The 15,304-nt window shown below is 69.2% G+C and carries 11 protein-coding genes and 2 pseudogenes; 8 read left to right on the forward strand and 5 right to left on the reverse strand.

From position 1 onward, the window contains the following. The first annotated feature begins 47 nt into the window (after positions 1-47). The 3 genes from cobN to AB0I23_RS34105 all read left to right on the forward strand — a co-directional run bounded on the left by cobN (position 48) and on the right by AB0I23_RS34105 (position 6,384). On the forward strand, positions 48-3,647 hold the full coding sequence (gene cobN / locus AB0I23_RS34095) for a cobaltochelatase subunit CobN (RefSeq protein WP_359115365.1): 3,600 nt from the start codon (positions 48-50) through the stop codon (positions 3,645-3,647). Between the two features lie 363 nt (positions 3,648-4,010). After that, positions 4,011-5,639, forward strand: coding sequence for an adenosine deaminase family protein (locus AB0I23_RS34100; RefSeq protein WP_359115336.1), 1,629 nt, complete (start codon positions 4,011-4,013; stop codon positions 5,637-5,639). 433 nt (positions 5,640-6,072) lie between these two features. Then, complete coding sequence (locus AB0I23_RS34105) at positions 6,073-6,384, forward strand: hypothetical protein (protein ID WP_359115339.1); 312 nt, start codon at positions 6,073-6,075, stop codon at positions 6,382-6,384. A gap of 63 nt (positions 6,385-6,447) precedes the next feature. Here AB0I23_RS34105 and AB0I23_RS34110 read toward each other — a convergent pair whose 3' ends face one another. Then, entirely contained in the window at positions 6,448-6,714 is a 267-nt protein-coding gene (locus AB0I23_RS34110; protein WP_359115341.1) for a hypothetical protein, read from the reverse strand. Between the two features lie 118 nt (positions 6,715-6,832). Here AB0I23_RS34110 and AB0I23_RS34115 point away from each other — a divergent pair, with 118 nt between their 5' ends. Continuing rightward, positions 6,833-7,039, forward strand: a complete 207-nt coding sequence (locus AB0I23_RS34115) for a hypothetical protein (RefSeq protein ID WP_359115344.1) — start codon at positions 6,833-6,835, stop codon at positions 7,037-7,039. Here AB0I23_RS34115 and AB0I23_RS34120 read toward each other — a convergent pair. The 3 genes and pseudogenes from AB0I23_RS34120 to AB0I23_RS34130 form a co-directional block, all read right to left on the reverse strand. Next, a pseudogene (locus tag AB0I23_RS34120) lies at positions 7,026-7,427 on the reverse strand (serine/threonine-protein kinase); the annotation flags it as partial. The gene AB0I23_RS34115 and the pseudogene AB0I23_RS34120 sit on opposite strands and share 14 nt — an antisense overlap. 396 nt (positions 7,428-7,823) lie before the next feature. Further along, on the reverse strand, positions 7,824-8,588 hold the full coding sequence (locus AB0I23_RS34125; protein ID WP_359115346.1) for a pentapeptide repeat-containing protein: 765 nt from the start codon (positions 8,586-8,588) through the stop codon (positions 7,824-7,826). 51 nt (positions 8,589-8,639) lie between these two features. Further along, positions 8,640-9,710 (reverse strand): ABC transporter permease, encoded by a 1,071-nt coding sequence (locus AB0I23_RS34130; protein ID WP_359115349.1) that lies wholly within the window; start codon positions 9,708-9,710, stop codon positions 8,640-8,642. A gap of 123 nt (positions 9,711-9,833) precedes the next feature. On the opposite strand from AB0I23_RS34130, the gene AB0I23_RS34135 reads away from it, so the two are divergent. Next, positions 9,834-10,322 (forward strand): MarR family winged helix-turn-helix transcriptional regulator, encoded by a 489-nt coding sequence (locus AB0I23_RS34135; protein WP_359115351.1) that lies wholly within the window; start codon positions 9,834-9,836, stop codon positions 10,320-10,322. 576 nt (positions 10,323-10,898) lie between these two features. On the opposite strand, the gene AB0I23_RS34140 is transcribed toward AB0I23_RS34135, so the two are convergent. Further along, on the reverse strand, positions 10,899-11,741 hold the full coding sequence (locus AB0I23_RS34140; RefSeq protein ID WP_359115354.1) for an IS5 family transposase: 843 nt from the start codon (positions 11,739-11,741) through the stop codon (positions 10,899-10,901). 1,922 nt (positions 11,742-13,663) lie between these two features. On the opposite strand from AB0I23_RS34140, the gene AB0I23_RS34145 reads away from it, so the two are divergent. The 3 genes and pseudogenes from AB0I23_RS34145 to AB0I23_RS34155 all read left to right on the forward strand — a co-directional run. Next, on the forward strand, positions 13,664-14,320 hold the full coding sequence (locus tag AB0I23_RS34145) for a YeeE/YedE family protein (protein ID WP_359115357.1): 657 nt from the start codon (positions 13,664-13,666) through the stop codon (positions 14,318-14,320). Next, positions 14,320-14,736, forward strand: coding sequence for a YeeE/YedE thiosulfate transporter family protein (locus tag AB0I23_RS34150; RefSeq protein ID WP_359115360.1), 417 nt, complete (start codon positions 14,320-14,322; stop codon positions 14,734-14,736). Before AB0I23_RS34145 ends, AB0I23_RS34150 begins: the two co-directional genes overlap by 1 nt. Positions 14,737-14,791: 55 nt before the next feature. After that, positions 14,792-14,899, forward strand: a pseudogene (locus AB0I23_RS34155) (adenylyl cyclase); the annotation flags it as partial. Positions 14,900-15,304 lie beyond the last annotated feature (405 nt).

Raw genomic sequence — 15,304 nt, forward strand, 5'->3', positions numbered from 1 at the left:
CCGACACCGCCCGGGGCGTGGACACCCCGAGGAAGGCCCGACGCCGCATGATCCTGCTCCTGTCGACGTCCGACACCGACCTGCTCAGCGCCCGCGCCGCGGACGGTCCGGTGACCTACCGCTACGCCAACCCCTCGCGCCTGCCGCTCGACGACCTCCCCGCCCTCCTCGACGGCACCGACCTCGTCGTCGTACGCCTCCTCGGCGGTGTCCGCGCCTGGCAGGAAGGGCTCGACCACGTCCTCGCCACCGGCAGGCCGGTCGTCGTCCTCACCGGCGAACAGGCCCCCGACGCGCAGCTGATGGCCGCCTCCACCGTCCCGATCGGGATCGCCGCCGAGGCCCACGCCTATCTGGCGCACGGCGGCCCGGCCAATCTGGACCAGCTGGCCCGGTTCCTCTCCGACACGGTGCTGCTGACCGGCCACGGCTTCGACCCCCCGGCGCCCGCACCGTCCTGGGGCCCCCTGGAGCGCACCGCGCGCGCCACCGAAGGACCGACCATCGCGGTGCTCTACTACCGCGCCCACCACATGAGCGGGAACACCGCGTTCGTCGACACGCTCTGCCGGGCGGTCGAGGACGCGGGCGCCCGCGCCCTCCCCCTGTACGTCGCCTCGCTGCGCACTCCGGAACCCGCACTCATCGACGAACTGCGCGCCGCCGACGCCATCGTCACCACCGTCCTCGCCGCGGGCGGCACCCGGCCCGCCGAGGCATCGGCGGGCGGCGACGACGAGTCCTGGGACGCGGGCGCGCTCACCGGACTCGACGTACCGATCCTGCAGGCGCTCTGCCTGACCAGCTCGCGCAGCGACTGGGAGGACAACGACGAGGGCGTCTCCCCGCTCGACGCGGCCAGCCAGATCGCGGTCCCCGAGTTCGACGGACGTCTGATCACCGTCCCGTTCTCCTTCAAGGAGATCGACGAGGACGGCCTGCCCGCGTACGTCGCCGACACCGAACGCGCCGCACGGGTCGCCGGAATCGCCGTACGCCACGCGCGGCTGCGCCACATCCCGGCCGAGGACAAGCGCCTGGCGCTCGTCCTCTCCGCCTACCCGACCAAGCACTCCCGAATCGGCAACGCCGTCGGTCTCGACACCCCGGCCAGCGCCGTCGCCCTGCTGCGCCGACTGCGCGCCGAGGGCTACGACTTCGGCCCCGAGGACGAACTGCCCGGCCTGGTCTCCGGCGACGGCGACGAGCTGATCCACGCCCTGATCGAGGCCGGCGGCCACGACCAGGAGTGGCTGACCGAGGAGCAACTGGCCCGCAATCCGGTCCGGATCCCGGCCGCCGACTACCGGCGCTGGTACGCCACGCTCCCGGACGCACTCCGCGACGCCGTCGAGCAGCACTGGGGCCCGCCGCCCGGCGAGATGTTCGTGGACCGCTCCCGTAATCCGGAGGGCGACATCGTGCTCGCCGCCCTGCGCCGCGGGAACCTGCTGATCCTCATCCAGCCGCCGCGCGGCTTCGGCGAGAACCCGATCGCGATCTACCACGACCCCGATCTGCCGCCCTCGCACCACTACTTGGCCGCGTACCGCTGGATCGCGGCGACGCAGGACGACGGCGGCTTCGGCGCCGACGCGATGATCCACCTCGGCAAGCACGGCAACCTGGAGTGGCTGCCCGGCAAGAACGCGGGCCTGTCCGCCGCCTGCGGCCCGGACGCCGCACTGGGCGATCTCCCCCTCGTCTACCCGTTCCTGGTGAACGACCCGGGCGAGGGCACGCAGGCCAAGCGCCGCGCCCACGCCACCCTGATCGACCACCTCGTCCCGCCGATGGCCCGCGCGGACAGCTACGGCGACATCGCGCGCCTGGAGCAACTCCTCGACGAACACGCCCAGATCGCCGCGATGGACCCGGCGAAACTGCCCGCGATCCGCGCCCAGATCTGGACCCTGATCCAGGCCGCCAAGCTCGACCACGACCTGGGGCTCGACGACCGCCCGGACGACGAGGGCTTCGACGAGTTCATCATGCATCTGGACGGCTGGCTCTGCGAGATCAAGGACGCCCAGATCCGCGACGGCCTGCACGTCCTGGGCGGCGCCCCGGCCGGTGCGGACCGGGTCAACCTGGTCCTGGCGATCCTGCGCGCCCGCCAGATCTGGGGCGGTACGGCGTCGCTGCCCGGTCTGCGCGAGGCACTCGGGCTGGACGAGTCCGCCGCCACCCGCACCACCGCCGACGAGGCCGAGGAGCAGGCACGCGCCCTGGTCCAGGCGATGGAGGACGCGGACTGGGACCCGGCGGCCGTCGCGGCCGTAGCGGCGTCGCATCCCCGACCGGTCGCGGACATCCTCGACTTCGCCGCCCGCGAGGTGGTCCCCCGGCTGTCCGCCACCACTGCCGAACTCGACCACACCGTCCACGCCCTGAACGGCGGCTTCGTCCCGGCGGGCCCCTCCGGCTCCCCGCTCCGCGGCCTGGTCAACGTGCTGCCGACCGGCCGCAACTTCTACTCCGTCGACCCGAAGGCGGTCCCGTCCCGACTCGCCTGGGAGACCGGCCAGGCCCTGGCCGACTCGCTCCTGGAGCGCTACCGCACCGACAACGGCGAGTGGCCCACCTCGGTCGGCCTCTCCCTGTGGGGCACCAGCGCGATGCGCACCGCCGGCGACGACGTCGCCGAGGCACTGGCGCTGCTCGGCATCCGCCCGGTCTGGGACGACGCCTCGCGCCGCGTCACCGGCCTGGAACCAATCGGCCTCGCCGAGCTGGGCCGCCCGCGCATCGATGTGACGCTGCGCATCTCCGGCTTCTTCCGGGACGCGTTCCCGCACACCATCGGCCTGCTCGACGACGCGGTACGCCTCGCCGCGTCCCTCGACGAACCGGCCGAGCAGAACCACATCCGGGCGCACGCCCAGGCAGACCTCGCCGAACACGGCGACGAACGCCGGGCCACGACCCGCATCTTCGGCTCCCGCCCCGGTACGTACGGAGCGGGTCTCCTCCAGCTCATCGACAGCCGCGACTGGCGCACCGACGCCGACCTCGCCGAGGTCTACACCGTCTGGGGCGGGTACGCCTACGGCCGCGAACTCGACGGGCGCCCGGCCCGCGACGAGATGGAGACGGCGTACAAGCGCATCGCCGTGGCCGCCAAGAACACGGACACCCGCGAGCACGACATCGCGGACTCGGACGACTACTTCCAGTACCACGGCGGCATGGTGGCCACGGTCCGCGCCCTGCGCGGCACGGCCCCGGAGGCGTACATCGGCGACTCCACCCGCCCGGAGACGGTCCGCACCCGCACCCTCGTCGAGGAGACGTCCCGCGTCTTCCGCGCCCGCGTGGTCAACCCCAAGTGGATCGAGGCGATGCGCCGCCACGGCTACAAGGGTGCCTTCGAACTCGCCGCGACGGTCGACTACCTCTTCGGCTACGACGCGACGACGGGCGTGGTCGCCGACTGGATGTACGACAAGCTCACCGAGACGTACGTCCTGGACCCGACCAACCGCGCATTCCTGCAGCAGGCCAACCCCTGGGCCCTGCACGGCATCGCGGAACGCCTCCTGGAGGCCGAGTCCCGCGGCATGTGGGCCAAGCCGGACCCGGCGGTACTGGAGGCGCTGCGCCAGGCGTTCCTGGAGACGGAGGGGGACCTGGAGGGCGACGACTGAGGGGCGACAGGCCTACGTGGGTGTGGCGCCCCGTCCGCGCGGGGCGCCACACCCACCCGGCGCCGCCCTCTCGTCAACTCCCCGGCGCCCGGTCCGACCGCACCGCCACGCGGTCATTCGTGAGCCGCCCGGCCGGCCGTCCCCCCGACGGGCGGTCGGCCGAGCGTCCGTGAGGGCACAGGCCGTACCGGACCCGCACCGGCCGAGGAGCAGGCAGCCGACGGACAGGTGCGTGCGCCGGACGCTCGTGGACCGCCGGCAAGAATCGACAGGACGTCTGGCGTGATCACTCGGCCGGGTGGTCCCGGCGAGGTGACCGCCCGTCGCACGTTCAGCCTCGGCGGAACTCGGGATCATGCGCAGGTGATCTTCGTGAACCGCCGCTCCCTGCGCCGCCCGCGTGGCCTCCTGGCCCCGATCGGCCTCGGCGCCCTCGCCGTCCTGTCCCTGCTGCCGGGCTCGCTGCCCGCCGCCGCGCAGCCGGTGGCCGCCACTCGGTCCCCCGCTGCCGCACCCCTGCCCGCGCCCACCCGCGGGGAGGCCCTGGTCTCCGCGCGGCTCGCCGCGATCCGGAACGATCCGGCCGCGCTGAAGGCCTTCTTCACGGCGCTTCCGAAGGGAGGGGACCTGCACAACCACCTGTCCGGGGCCGTCTCGACCGAATACCTGATCTCGCTCGCCGCGGAAGACGGACTGTGCATCGACGAGACGACGCTGACCGCGGTGCAGCCGCCGTGCGGCCCCGGCCGGCGACCGGCGTCGGACGCCCTGTCCGACGGCCCCTTCCGCCGCTCGGTGCTGCAGGCGTGGTCCATGCAGGACTTCCCGCCGGGGCAGTCGGGGCACGACCACTTCTTCGACACGTTCGGGAAGTTCGGCGAGGTCACCTGGCGCCATCGGGGCAAGCTCCTCGCCGAAGTGGCCGACACCGTCGCGAGGCAGAACCAGTTCTATCTGGAGACGATGGTGACCCCCGCGTCCGACGGCGCGAAGACTCTCGCCGCCGAGGTCGGCTGGGACCCGGACCTGGCGAGGTTGCACAGCAAGCTGCTGGCCGGCGGCAAACTCGACAAGCTGGTCGCCGAGGCGAGCCGGGAGACCGACGAGTCCGACGCGGAGTTCCGCACGGCAGCACAGTGCGGCACGCCCCGCGCGGAGGCCGGCTGTCGGCTGCCGGTGCGGTGGATCTCCCAGGCGTCGCGCGGCAGTTCGCCCGAGCGGGTCTTCACGCAGTTGGCCCTGGGGCTGCGCCTGGCCGAACGGGACAAGCGGTTCGTCGCCGTGAATCTGGTGCAGCCGGAGGACTGGGACAGCTCCCTGCAGAACTACAGCCTCCAGATGCGGATGCTCGACTACCTGCACCGCGTGTATCCCAAGGCGCACATCACCCTGCACGCGGGCGAGTTGTGGCCCGGCCTGGTCAAACCCGAGGACCTGACCTTCCACATCGGTGAGGCCGTGAACGTCGCTCACGCCGAGCGCATCGGCCACGGCGTCGACCTGGTCCACGAGGACAACTGGCGGCAACTCGCCCGCACCATGGCCGCCCGGCAGATCGCGGTCGAGGTCCCGTTCAGCAGCAACGCGCAGATCCTCGGGGTCAAGGGCGCCGACCACCCCTTCACCACCTACCGCGCCTACGGCGTACCCGTCGTGCTGGCCACCGACGACCCCGGCGTCTCCCGGATCGACATCAGCCACGAGTACCAGTACGCCGCCACGACGTACGACCTCGGCTACCGCGACCTGAAGGACCTCGCGAGGGCCTCCCTGGAGTACGCCTTCCTGCCGGGCGCCGGCCTCTGGCAGGGCAACCCGACGCGGGACGGCTACCGTCTCGCCGGCCCCTGCCGCCACGACAGGCCCGGTACGGACAACCCGCGGCAGCAGTGCCGACGCCTGCTGGACGCCAGCGCCAAGGCGCGGGTCCAGTGGCGTCAGGAAGCCGCGTTCGCGGCCTTCGAACGGCGGATCGCCACCACGGCAGGCTGACGGACACGACGCACCCGCTCCGGACACCACGGCTCGTCGACGGCGAACCTCCGCTCGGCGTCCGCCCGATTCGCGGGTGAGCGTAAGGGGCCGTGACCTCTCGCCCCATGTCAGCTCCCGCCCGAAGCCGCTCCGCCGACCACGATCACATCTTGCGGACCGTGAGACATTCAGCGGTATGTTGCGCTCGTGGGGGAGGACAAGGACGGGCGAGTTGCGGCGAAGTCGAACCGTCATGGCTTGGCCGGTCAGGTCTGCTCATGCCCCTCACGGGGCTCCCATTGATCACGAGTGCCTTGTCCGAGTGGACTCGTCTCGGGTACCGACGACTGCGAACGCTGTAGCACGCTGAGGCCGCGCCGGACGGATTGCCGGGCACTCAGCCGCGTGCCCCACCCGGTTGCGCGATCTTCGGACGGAAGGCTGAGATCCAGTGTTCTTGATGGGTATCTGTTGGCTCGTCGGAGGGCTTCTCCTCACCATCAACCCGTGGGGGATCGGAGAGTGGTTCATCCGGCAGAAGCCTGGCGCTGTTCCCGTCGGCGGGAGCGCCCGCTTCGTCGCTCGCCGCTTCGGGATCGTCATGCTCTGGGTCGGCGGTGGAGCCCTTGTGGCCTGGGGGCTCCAAGTCCTGAAAGTGGACCAGAGCGTGATCACAGCTCTCATGCCCGTCGGATTTGTGACTGGGATCACCCTGTTCGGATGGCTCCTCTACGGCATCTACAAAGAGGCAGGCCGCATCTGAGCCTGTCGAGGGTTCCAACGCGGAACGACGAGAGAAGAGCCCGGGCGGGGCGCGGATCAGGCGTCATGCCGCGGGGGCGCGGCCGGCGAGCCGGTCGTACAGCACTTGGCCTTCGTTGTAGACGCGCACCCGGTCTGCGTAGCTCATGGCGTCGAGCTCGACCGCGGTGGTCGGCAGGGTGAAGGTGTCCGCCGGCGGTCGAGCGGCCCGATCGGTCGCTTCGGCCCATCGCAGGCAGGCGGGGGAAGCGTAGTTGCCGATCTCGATGGGCGGATGCTTGGTGGCCTGCTCGCCGGCGTTGCTCCGTGTCTCGTGTACGCGCCCGGTCATGCGGCGGCCTCGCTTTCGGTACGGGCGCGGCGGCCGAGGTTGATAGCTCGGTGCCGTTCTTCGATGGGCGGGGACGCCGCAGCCGCCCGACGCCGGGGTCCGCATCAGCACCGGGCAGATGTACCAGGAGGTGCGGAACCTGGCCAGAACAGTCGATCGCATCGAGCTGAAGCTCGACGAGGTCATCACCGCGACCAAGGACATCCGCGGCGACGTAGCCGACCACGAGGCGCGGCTTCGCACGCTGGAAGGCACCGTGTGGCGGGCGGCCGGCGGGGCCGCAGTCCTCGGCGCGGGCGCCGGGGTCCTCGGTTGGCCGGCTTGATGTCCCGGTGCACGATGCCCTGCCGGTGCGCGGCGGCCAGCCCAACAGCGCCCTGCGCGGCGATACGGGCCACCCGCTCGGCGGGGAGCGGTCCGGAGACGGCGAGCAGCCCGGCGAGACTGTCCCCGTCGACGAGCTCCATCACCAGGAACAGGCGGTCTTCGTGCTCGCCGAAGTCAAGGACGCCGACCACATTCGGGTGGCTGAGGCGGCCGGCGGTCTGTGCCTCGAGCCGGAAGCGGGAGGACGCGGTGGGGTCTGAGTCGTGGGGGAGCAGGAGTTTCACGGCAACCGGTCTGCCGAGCGTCTCGTCGAAGGCCCGCCAGACCTCCCCCATCGCGCCCCGCCCGATGGCATCCCGCAGCCGGTATCGGCCCGCTATAAGCACTTGTTCTTCATCCTCACGCCCAAAGACGTCTTGATCGCCGCAGGCCATGACTCACCGCGGGAGCGGATCAGGGAGGAGGGCGACGCAGCGGCCCCAGCGTAGCGGCCCTGCGACCTTGCCTTTCTGGGCGGCGCAGCCATCCCTCGGTGTGCCTTTGCGCCGGGTTGCAGCGGGAGGGCCCGAGCCGGGGGCCCGCTCCAGTGCCCGGCTGTTATGAGGTACGCCACGAGGGGGAGAAGATGCGTGCGCGGTTCGCGGCTGAGTCGTGATGGCTTTAAGAGGCCGCGCAGATAGGCGCGGTGGTGGTAACCCGACTGCAAAACAGCACAGGTCTTGGCGATCACGGAGTTGCGACGCTCTGTGGTCACCGGGGAGACCAGTCCTGTCTATCAGGGTTCAGCCGATGACGTTCAGGCCGAGGGCGGCGCAGATTTGGGCGGCCTGGTCAGGGGAGATGACCGCGCCGCGGAACTGGGCGGCGGTGGCGAGGGTGAGTTCGCCGAGGTCGGCGCCGCGTAGGTCGGCGTCGGTGAAGGTGGCGGCCCGTAGGTTGGCATCGGCAAGTCGGCAGTCTTCGAGGGTGGAGTCGCGGAAGTCGGCGCCGCCGAGGTCGGCTTCGGTGAAGCGGATGCCGACGAGGTGGGTGCCGCGCAGGCTCAGGCCGTTGAGGTTGGCGACGGCCAGGTTGCAGCGGGCGAGATTGAGGCCCAGTCCGCGGTGGCCGGTGAGGCGGGCGCCGATCATGCGGCATCCGGTGAAGGTGGCGTCGGTGAGCATGGCGCCGCCCCATTTGGTGTTGGCCAGGTCGACGCTGTCGCAGATGAGGTCGCCGCAGTCGGCGTCGGTGAAGTTGGCGCCGGCGGCGCTGCCGCCCTTCCAGTGGGCCTGATCGAGTAGGGCGCCGGTGAAGTCGGCTGTCACGGCGGTGCAGTCGGTGAAGACGGCCTCGGCGAGTTGGGCGCCGCGTAGGTTGGCTTCGGTGAAGGTGCAGCGCGTGAATGTCCGGGGGCGCGAATCGCGGCGCAGGGCTGGGCGCAGGTCCAGGCCGGTGAAGTCGAGACCGGTCAGCTCGGTTTCGGTGGCGATCAGGGTCAGTGGGTCACCTGGCGGCCGGGCGGGGGCGGTGTTGTGGTCGTTGAACGGCGGTGGTGCTTCGGTCACGGGTTCGGCCTCGTTCTGGGGTGTGGCGGTGGATGTGCGCTGGGGATGCGATCAGCGGGAGGGGATGGGCTCGGCGGTCTGCCGGGGCAGGGTGTCTGTGTTGTTGCGGTGGGCGGTGCGGCGGGCCTTGACGGCGTCGTATATGAGCGTCAGGGCGAGGCAGGTGACGGCCCACAGGGTGAGGGCGAGCCAGTAGCGGCTGATGCCGTCGCCGGCGAAGTACATGATCTGGCGCAGGCTGCCGGATGTTGAGGTCATCGGCAGCAGGTCGTGCAGGGCGCGGATGGGTGCGGGCATGGTCGTGATGGGCAGGGCGGCTCCGGAGGCGGGCATGCCGAGGAACATGAAGATCCCGACGGCGGGCAACGCGGTCATGCGCCCGCAGAAGCGGGACAGGAACAAGGTGGCCATGCCAACGGCCATCACGGTGAGCCAGCCGGTGACGAGGATGGCGGGGGCGAAGCCGTGCACGGCGCCCAGGAGGGGGCCGCTGATGAACCAGACGGCGACTGCGGCAACTGCGCCGAAGGCGGCGAGCGTGGCCACCGTGCGCCTGAGGGTGAGGGCGGTGCCGAACACGGTCGAGAGCATGACGGCTGACAGGTAGCCCGCGAGGGTCAGGCTGATCGCGGCGTACATGGTGCTGGTGTCGCTGGTGTCGTGGGCGCTGAGCGGGACCAGGTCGCGGACCTGAAGGAACTGGTGCTGCTGGACGGCGGCGTTCTGGAACGGCAGGGCGGCCAGGTTGACTTGGGCGGCACCGGCGGCTGAGGCGATGTAGAGCACGGGGCCGTCTGGCTGCTGCAGTTGGGCGAAGGCGATGCCCGCCGTACCGGCGCCGCGGTCACCGGGCGTCGGCGTGGGGACGTAGGCGGCGGCCACGGCCCGGTGCGCTACCAGCTGCCGGGCCTGTTCGGTGGAGGTGACGGTACTGACGTCATACGCATCGCCCAGAGCCCCGCGCAGGGAAGCGGCTAGTGGCTCCGTCTGCGCAGATGGTCCGGCGACCGTGATCTTCAGGTGGTGCGGGGTCGGAGCGTGCATGGCGGCGGTGTAGATGCCGACCAGCAGTGCGGCCATGGCGAGCGGGAACAGCAGCACTCGGGCTATCGGCCGGGTCATGTCTCCTCCTAGGGACGTCTCGGGGATGTCGCGCCTCCCGGGGCAAATGCATCTAGCAAGATACATCTCTCATGATGCATTAGGACGGATGTATCATGAGAGATGTTCCTGAGGAGGATGTACGTGGCATTGCCGACCAGTTCCCTAGACCTTGCTGAGCTGCACCATCTCGGCAGGCGGCTCACCGCTGCCGCGATCTCGGCAATGAAGGACGCCTCCGACCTGGGGCCGACCGAGCTTCTGGTGCTGGAGCACCTCTACACCGCCGGTCCGCAGCCGGTGGGGGCCATTGCCCAGCGCACCGGCTTCGCCCAAAGCCGGGTATCCGCCGTGGTGGCGGCGCTGCACAAGCGGGGCCTGGTCGAGCTGGGAGCCGACCCCGCCGACCGGCGCCGCACTGTCGCCAAGATCGCCGACCATGCCCGCGCCCAGGCCTGGGAAGCCAGGAACCGGGATGCGGAACCGACTCTGCGACAGATGCTCCCCGCACTCGCCGACACAGAGGTCGACGCGGTGATCGCCGCACTGAAAACGCTCAACAGCGCCCTGAGCGAGGCGCCGCCAGACACCTCCAGCGGCACTGACCCCCAGTCGAGCGGTCACCCAGAGTAAGAGCTCGCGCAGATTGGTGAGATGGGGCTATCGGTTGTGCCATATGAGGTAGTGACGGATTGTGACGGCGGGCTGTCAGGGAGGCGGTAGCAGGGCGAGTGCCTGGATCCGGGAGGTTGCGAAGTCGCTGCCGCACGTGGGGCATCCGTTGATCAGTTGGTGTGCTGCGAGATGGCGGCCGAAAAATGGGATGCCAGGGTCTGGGTAGACGGCTTGGAAACGTACTGTGCAGACGTGGCAGGTCAGGGAGTGGATCTCTGCGAGGACAACGTCTCGCAGGTCCTGTAGGGCCGGTTCCGCGTTCTCGGTGAGCTCCGGGGGCGGTCGGTTCGCGGGCCAGACTGCTGCGTAAGCGCCCTCCGGCCCTCGGCGAGGGCGGAGCAATGCCGGATGGAAGCGGTCCTCAAGTTGGGCGAGGACTGCGGCAGTGGTTTGCAGCGCCTCAGGGACGGGGCCGCGTGTGAATACGTCGAGTTCGGCCCAGGGCAGGGCGAATCGCCATATCGGCTGTGGGGTCCTGTTGTCCATGTTGCCCGCCATTGTGGTCGATCCTGCTTCTGGCTCCGGTCATGACGGTCACGGACACTGCGAGGGCCGGGCATGCCACCGGTGCGTTTTCCAGGCACGGCGGATGAGGCTGCGGATGGTGATGATCGTGTCCGCCAGGTCGAAGAAGGCGTTGATCACGGTGGCTCGGCGTTCGTAGCAGCAAGCGAGGCGGTGGAAGGCGTTTTGCCAGGCGTGGGTGCGTTCGACGTGCCAGCGTCGGCTGGCCTGGATGGGTGCCTTCTCGCCCTTGTGTGCGATCTGGCCGCGCAGTTGGCGTTCGCTGAGCGTGGTGCGGGTGGCGGCCGAGTCGTAGCCGGCGTCCAGGTGCACGGTGATGCCGTCGGGCAGCGGCCCCAGGTCGACCAGCAGGTCAAGGGTCGCGGCGAGCAGCGGGGAGTCGTGACGGTTTGCACCAGCTAGGACTCGGCCCAGCGGGATGCCGTAACCATCCGTCATGCCGGAGCGTTTCAAGCCCTGTTTTCCGCGGTCGACCGGGGAGCGCCCTGCGACCTCGCCTCCGCCGGGAGCCTCGGTGATGGAGCCGTCGACGGCGATCTGATCGAGGACGAGACCGACGATCCGGTCGTAGGACTCCAGCACGATCTGCTTGAGCCGGGCGAAGATGCCAAGCCGGATCCATTCATCGCGCCGGTTGCGGATCGTCGTGGCCGAACAGGTCGTGTCCGCGATCGCCTGGTAGGAGCAGCCGAACCGCAGGAGTTGGAGCAGTTTGTCGAACACGATCCGGTCGTTGACACCTGGCCGGTGGCAGCCGAGCGGATGGTCCGGGTGACAGACCGGCCGCTCGGGCAGCAGTGCCGAGAATTGGTCCCACAGCGGGTCGGTAAGCCATGATGGCAGGACAGGCACAGGTCTCCTCGGTGATCACAGAGCGTCGCAACTCCATGATCGCCAAGACCTGTGCCTGCTTCGCTACCGGGGCGCCACCACCGCGCCTATCTGCGCGGCCTCTAAGTTGCGCTTTTCGCACGAGCGTTGGAGTTGTGACCACCTCTCGCCACCAGTGACATCCCAGGGGCACAGCACGCTGGAAAGAGTGACCCCACCGTGAGGGTCGAGGCGCTCGCCCTCATGGGGAGGTACGCGAGCGCCGACCGCAGGAGCGGGCTGGTTCCCCCCGTGCCGGCTCGCTCCTGCTCGCATACGGCAGCCCGGGCGTCCACGTGGCAGTCGCACCCGGGCTGCCGTCGTCAGTGCCGTGACGGGCAATGTTTGCCCCATGAGGAGCGTCGTCCAGGGCGTGCGATCGCAAGGCGGCCGGAAGTCCTCGGACGGGGTCTCCCCTGCTCGAACGGAGCGGAGAGCTCGGGGAAGGAGCTACCAGGGCTTTTGGCCGACGCGGAAGGGGGTCCCCCCTGGCCCTTAAGGCCTTGGGGGAGTGCGTGCTGGGCGACGCGACGGGCAAAGCTTGCCGGGAGGGGCAGTCCCAAATTCGGGCTTTCATGGTGCAATAACCGACACCTTCGACCCAAAGAGCCCGAAGTGCGCATAGCCGACTAATTACCTCATATCGGGCTTTTCGTCCAATTGACCAGTTGGGTCCACCAGCCACCCCTCGATCGGCTCGGTGAACTCTCTGGGCGCCGAGGGACCTTCGCATGTCGCGGCGACTCGCCCTGACGGGCCGGCGCCGATCCCGGTCGAGCCGCCGCCTCTACTGCGCGCGCACCCCTGCGCTCCACAGACCCGCACATGCACCGCTGAGCCGTCGGCACACCCATGAGCACTTGGTCCACATGTCTCCCGCAGCCTTCATAGGTCATCTTCCGGCACGACCGACAGACAGCACGCTGGCACATAATTCTTCTCCATTAGCTCTTCATTTGAGATCCACGATATTCACGCCACTATCACAAGGGCTCCAGTATTTTCACCCGCTCCGCAAACAGCTGACTTGTATCAGCACAGGCCGCAGCCATGGGGGCGAAATAATGATCCAAGTGACCTCATTGCCAGCTGCAAATATCCGGACATGAGGGGTAGACGCCACATATCCGTCGCGCGGAATATCTCACCAAGTAGTGTCAAGTGGTCCGATTGAAAAATACCGTGAAGTTGCTCGGGACATCGAAAAAGTGATTGCATCACGCCCGGTCGCGGAATGGAGGCACATAGCCTTATTGCCACTGCCCGTCACCGCCGCGTTGCTCTGCAGATCGTCGACCGAGCGCGGCAAGGGCAAGAATCGAGAACGGCAACCGCTCTCCCCGAACGGGTGGTGTGCGCCGATCAGGAGGGAGCAACGTGAGTTGCTCACACGCCGCAGGATGCCCCCTTTTCCCCCTGCTTAGGGCGAGCTTGCAAGGTTGGCGCGAACACTACTGCGACAGCGACGATCGGTGGCTCAGCTGTGCGCGCTACCAGGTGTCACTCACCGGCGAGCGCGTGCCGATCGGCTTGCTGCCCAACGGAGCCCGTGCGCGACACCTCGAAGACGTCGCCGAGTCGGACCGGTCCTGCGCCGCCAACCCGGGGGAGGTACCCCGGCAGGCCCCACCACCACGGCCCGATCCGTGGTCACCGGAGACCGCACCCTGGTCCCAGCCGGCACCGGCCCGCCCATATGAGCAGTCAGAACCTGGAACCGTGACACCGGGGGCCACGGCCCACTTCGGGGCGACATCTCCGCCAGCACCTGTCTGGCATCACCAACCGTCACCGCCCCCACAGATTCCCCAGCCCTCAAACAGCCTCGCTCGACGAACGCGGCAAGCTCCCGGCTCGAAGCGCGGCTGGTTGGCTCGATTTGCCGATTGGATGAGAGGACCCGCATGAGCACCTACTGGCCCTGGTGGGCGGGCGCTATCGGGCTCGCCTTGGTCACCATCAACTACACCCTCATCACCGATCGCTCTTTCGGGGTGTCGTCCGCGTGGGATCGCGTGTTGCACTGGCGCCGCGAACGCCACCTCGAGGAGATGGACGAGGAGTTCGCCGACGATCAAGCTCTCGCTGAGGCGCTCGCCGCAGCCACGACGGAACACTTCGGCACCGGCACCGGCACGTCCCCCCTGTCACACGTTTCGTACGGGAATTCACAGCCACTCGAAGCGGATACCGAACGAGTGGCGAGCGAGAGCCCCGCGGCCACGAGCCTGCGCCCGGCCCCACTGGTCACCCAGGCCGCCCTGCTGATATCGATCTTCCTCGGCGGATTGATCGCGGCGGTCACCTCCGGGCGGTTCCACCTCCGCTACGACATGGGCCCGGGTTTTCGGAACCTGGTCACCGCCAGTCCGACTACCATGATCGCCCTGCTGTTCGTGGGAGGCGTGCTGGTCGGCTTTGGTACTCGGCTGGCCGGTGGGTGCAGCTCCGGCCACGGACTCAACGGTTGCGGCCGTCTACGCCCGGTCAGCATCGTCGCGACCGCCGTGTTCTTCGGCACCGCCGTCGCGGTGTCGTTCCTCCTGTGGAAGGTGATCTGATGCGTACCCGGGGCGCGATTCTGCTGGCCAGCATCATCACCGGACTGGCCCTCGGCTATACCGTCACCAACATCGGCTTCGGCGATTACGCTGAGCTGAACCGCATGTTCACCTTCCAAGACCTGCGCATGTTCCTCTCCTTCGCCGGCGCCGTGGTGATCATCGTGTGCGCGTTCGCTCTGCTGCGGGTCCGCCGCACCCCAGGGCGGATCCACGCCGGCGTGATCCCCGGCGCCGTGTTGTTCGGTACGGGCTGGGCGATCTCAGGCGGGTGCCCTGCAATCCCGGTCATCCAGGTCGCCAGCGGATACCTGCCTGCCCTGGTCACCATCGTCGGCGTCATCGTCGGTATCCGGCTGTGCCGCTGGGCCAACGCCCGGTACTTCCACCTCGACCGCGGCTCCTGCGGGCTGTAACCAAGGACGCCCACCGACACGAGCCGTGGAGGTAGGGGCTCTCGCTTAGACGCCCGGCCTCACCGAGGTCCGCTACCAGGAGATCCACCGCGAGGAGTGACGCCTTGGCGAGGTCGCCTTCAACTTCGACACCTGGCCCGACCTCCCCACGTTCTTCAAGATCGTGGCGTGATTGAGACCAGAAATGAAACCGGGCGCGGGAGCATTTGCCGGCTGCGAGTCCGGCGCCACCGGCAATTCCCAGGCGAGCGCTGGAGGAGCGTCACCCCATAGGTTCCGGACACGGGTCTGGGCGGCGTGCACCGCCCGGACCCGTGTCCGGACGACGACCGAGCGAGGTCAGGACTTGGGCAGGGTGCTGACGTAGTTCGTCCCGTCGGCGGTGAAGCTATGCCCACACCGACCTGCGCAAACGCATCGAGACCTTGCGCGGCCAGCAACGGACCGAGAACCAGTCTCCCCCGCAGGCACCCTCAGCCCGGATCCACCGGCTTGATGCCTGTGGATAGCTTCTCCGAAAACGAGGAAGTGCCCTGTGACCTGCGATGATGGGAGTTCTTCACGCTTC

The sequence above is a fragment of the Streptomyces atratus genome (assembly GCF_040655115.1).
Classification (GTDB): domain Bacteria; phylum Actinomycetota; class Actinomycetes; order Streptomycetales; family Streptomycetaceae; genus Streptomyces; species Streptomyces atratus_D.

What these genes read in the sequence shown, in the direction of transcription:
- cobN (WP_359115365.1), top strand. Translation starts at nt 48, where the DNA reads ATGATCCTGCTCCTGTCGACGTCCGACACCGACCTGCTCAGCGCCCGC.
- AB0I23_RS34110 (WP_359115341.1), bottom strand. Translation starts at nt 6,714, where the DNA reads ATGACCGGGCGCGTACACGAGACACGGAGCAACGCCGGCGAGCAGGCC.
- AB0I23_RS34115 (WP_359115344.1), top strand. Translation starts at nt 6,833, where the DNA reads ATGTACCAGGAGGTGCGGAACCTGGCCAGAACAGTCGATCGCATCGAG.
- AB0I23_RS34130 (WP_359115349.1), bottom strand. Translation starts at nt 9,710, where the DNA reads ATGACCCGGCCGATAGCCCGAGTGCTGCTGTTCCCGCTCGCCATGGCC.
- AB0I23_RS34145 (WP_359115357.1), top strand. Translation starts at nt 13,664, where the DNA reads ATGAGCACCTACTGGCCCTGGTGGGCGGGCGCTATCGGGCTCGCCTTG.
- AB0I23_RS34150 (WP_359115360.1), top strand. Translation starts at nt 14,320, where the DNA reads ATGCGTACCCGGGGCGCGATTCTGCTGGCCAGCATCATCACCGGACTG.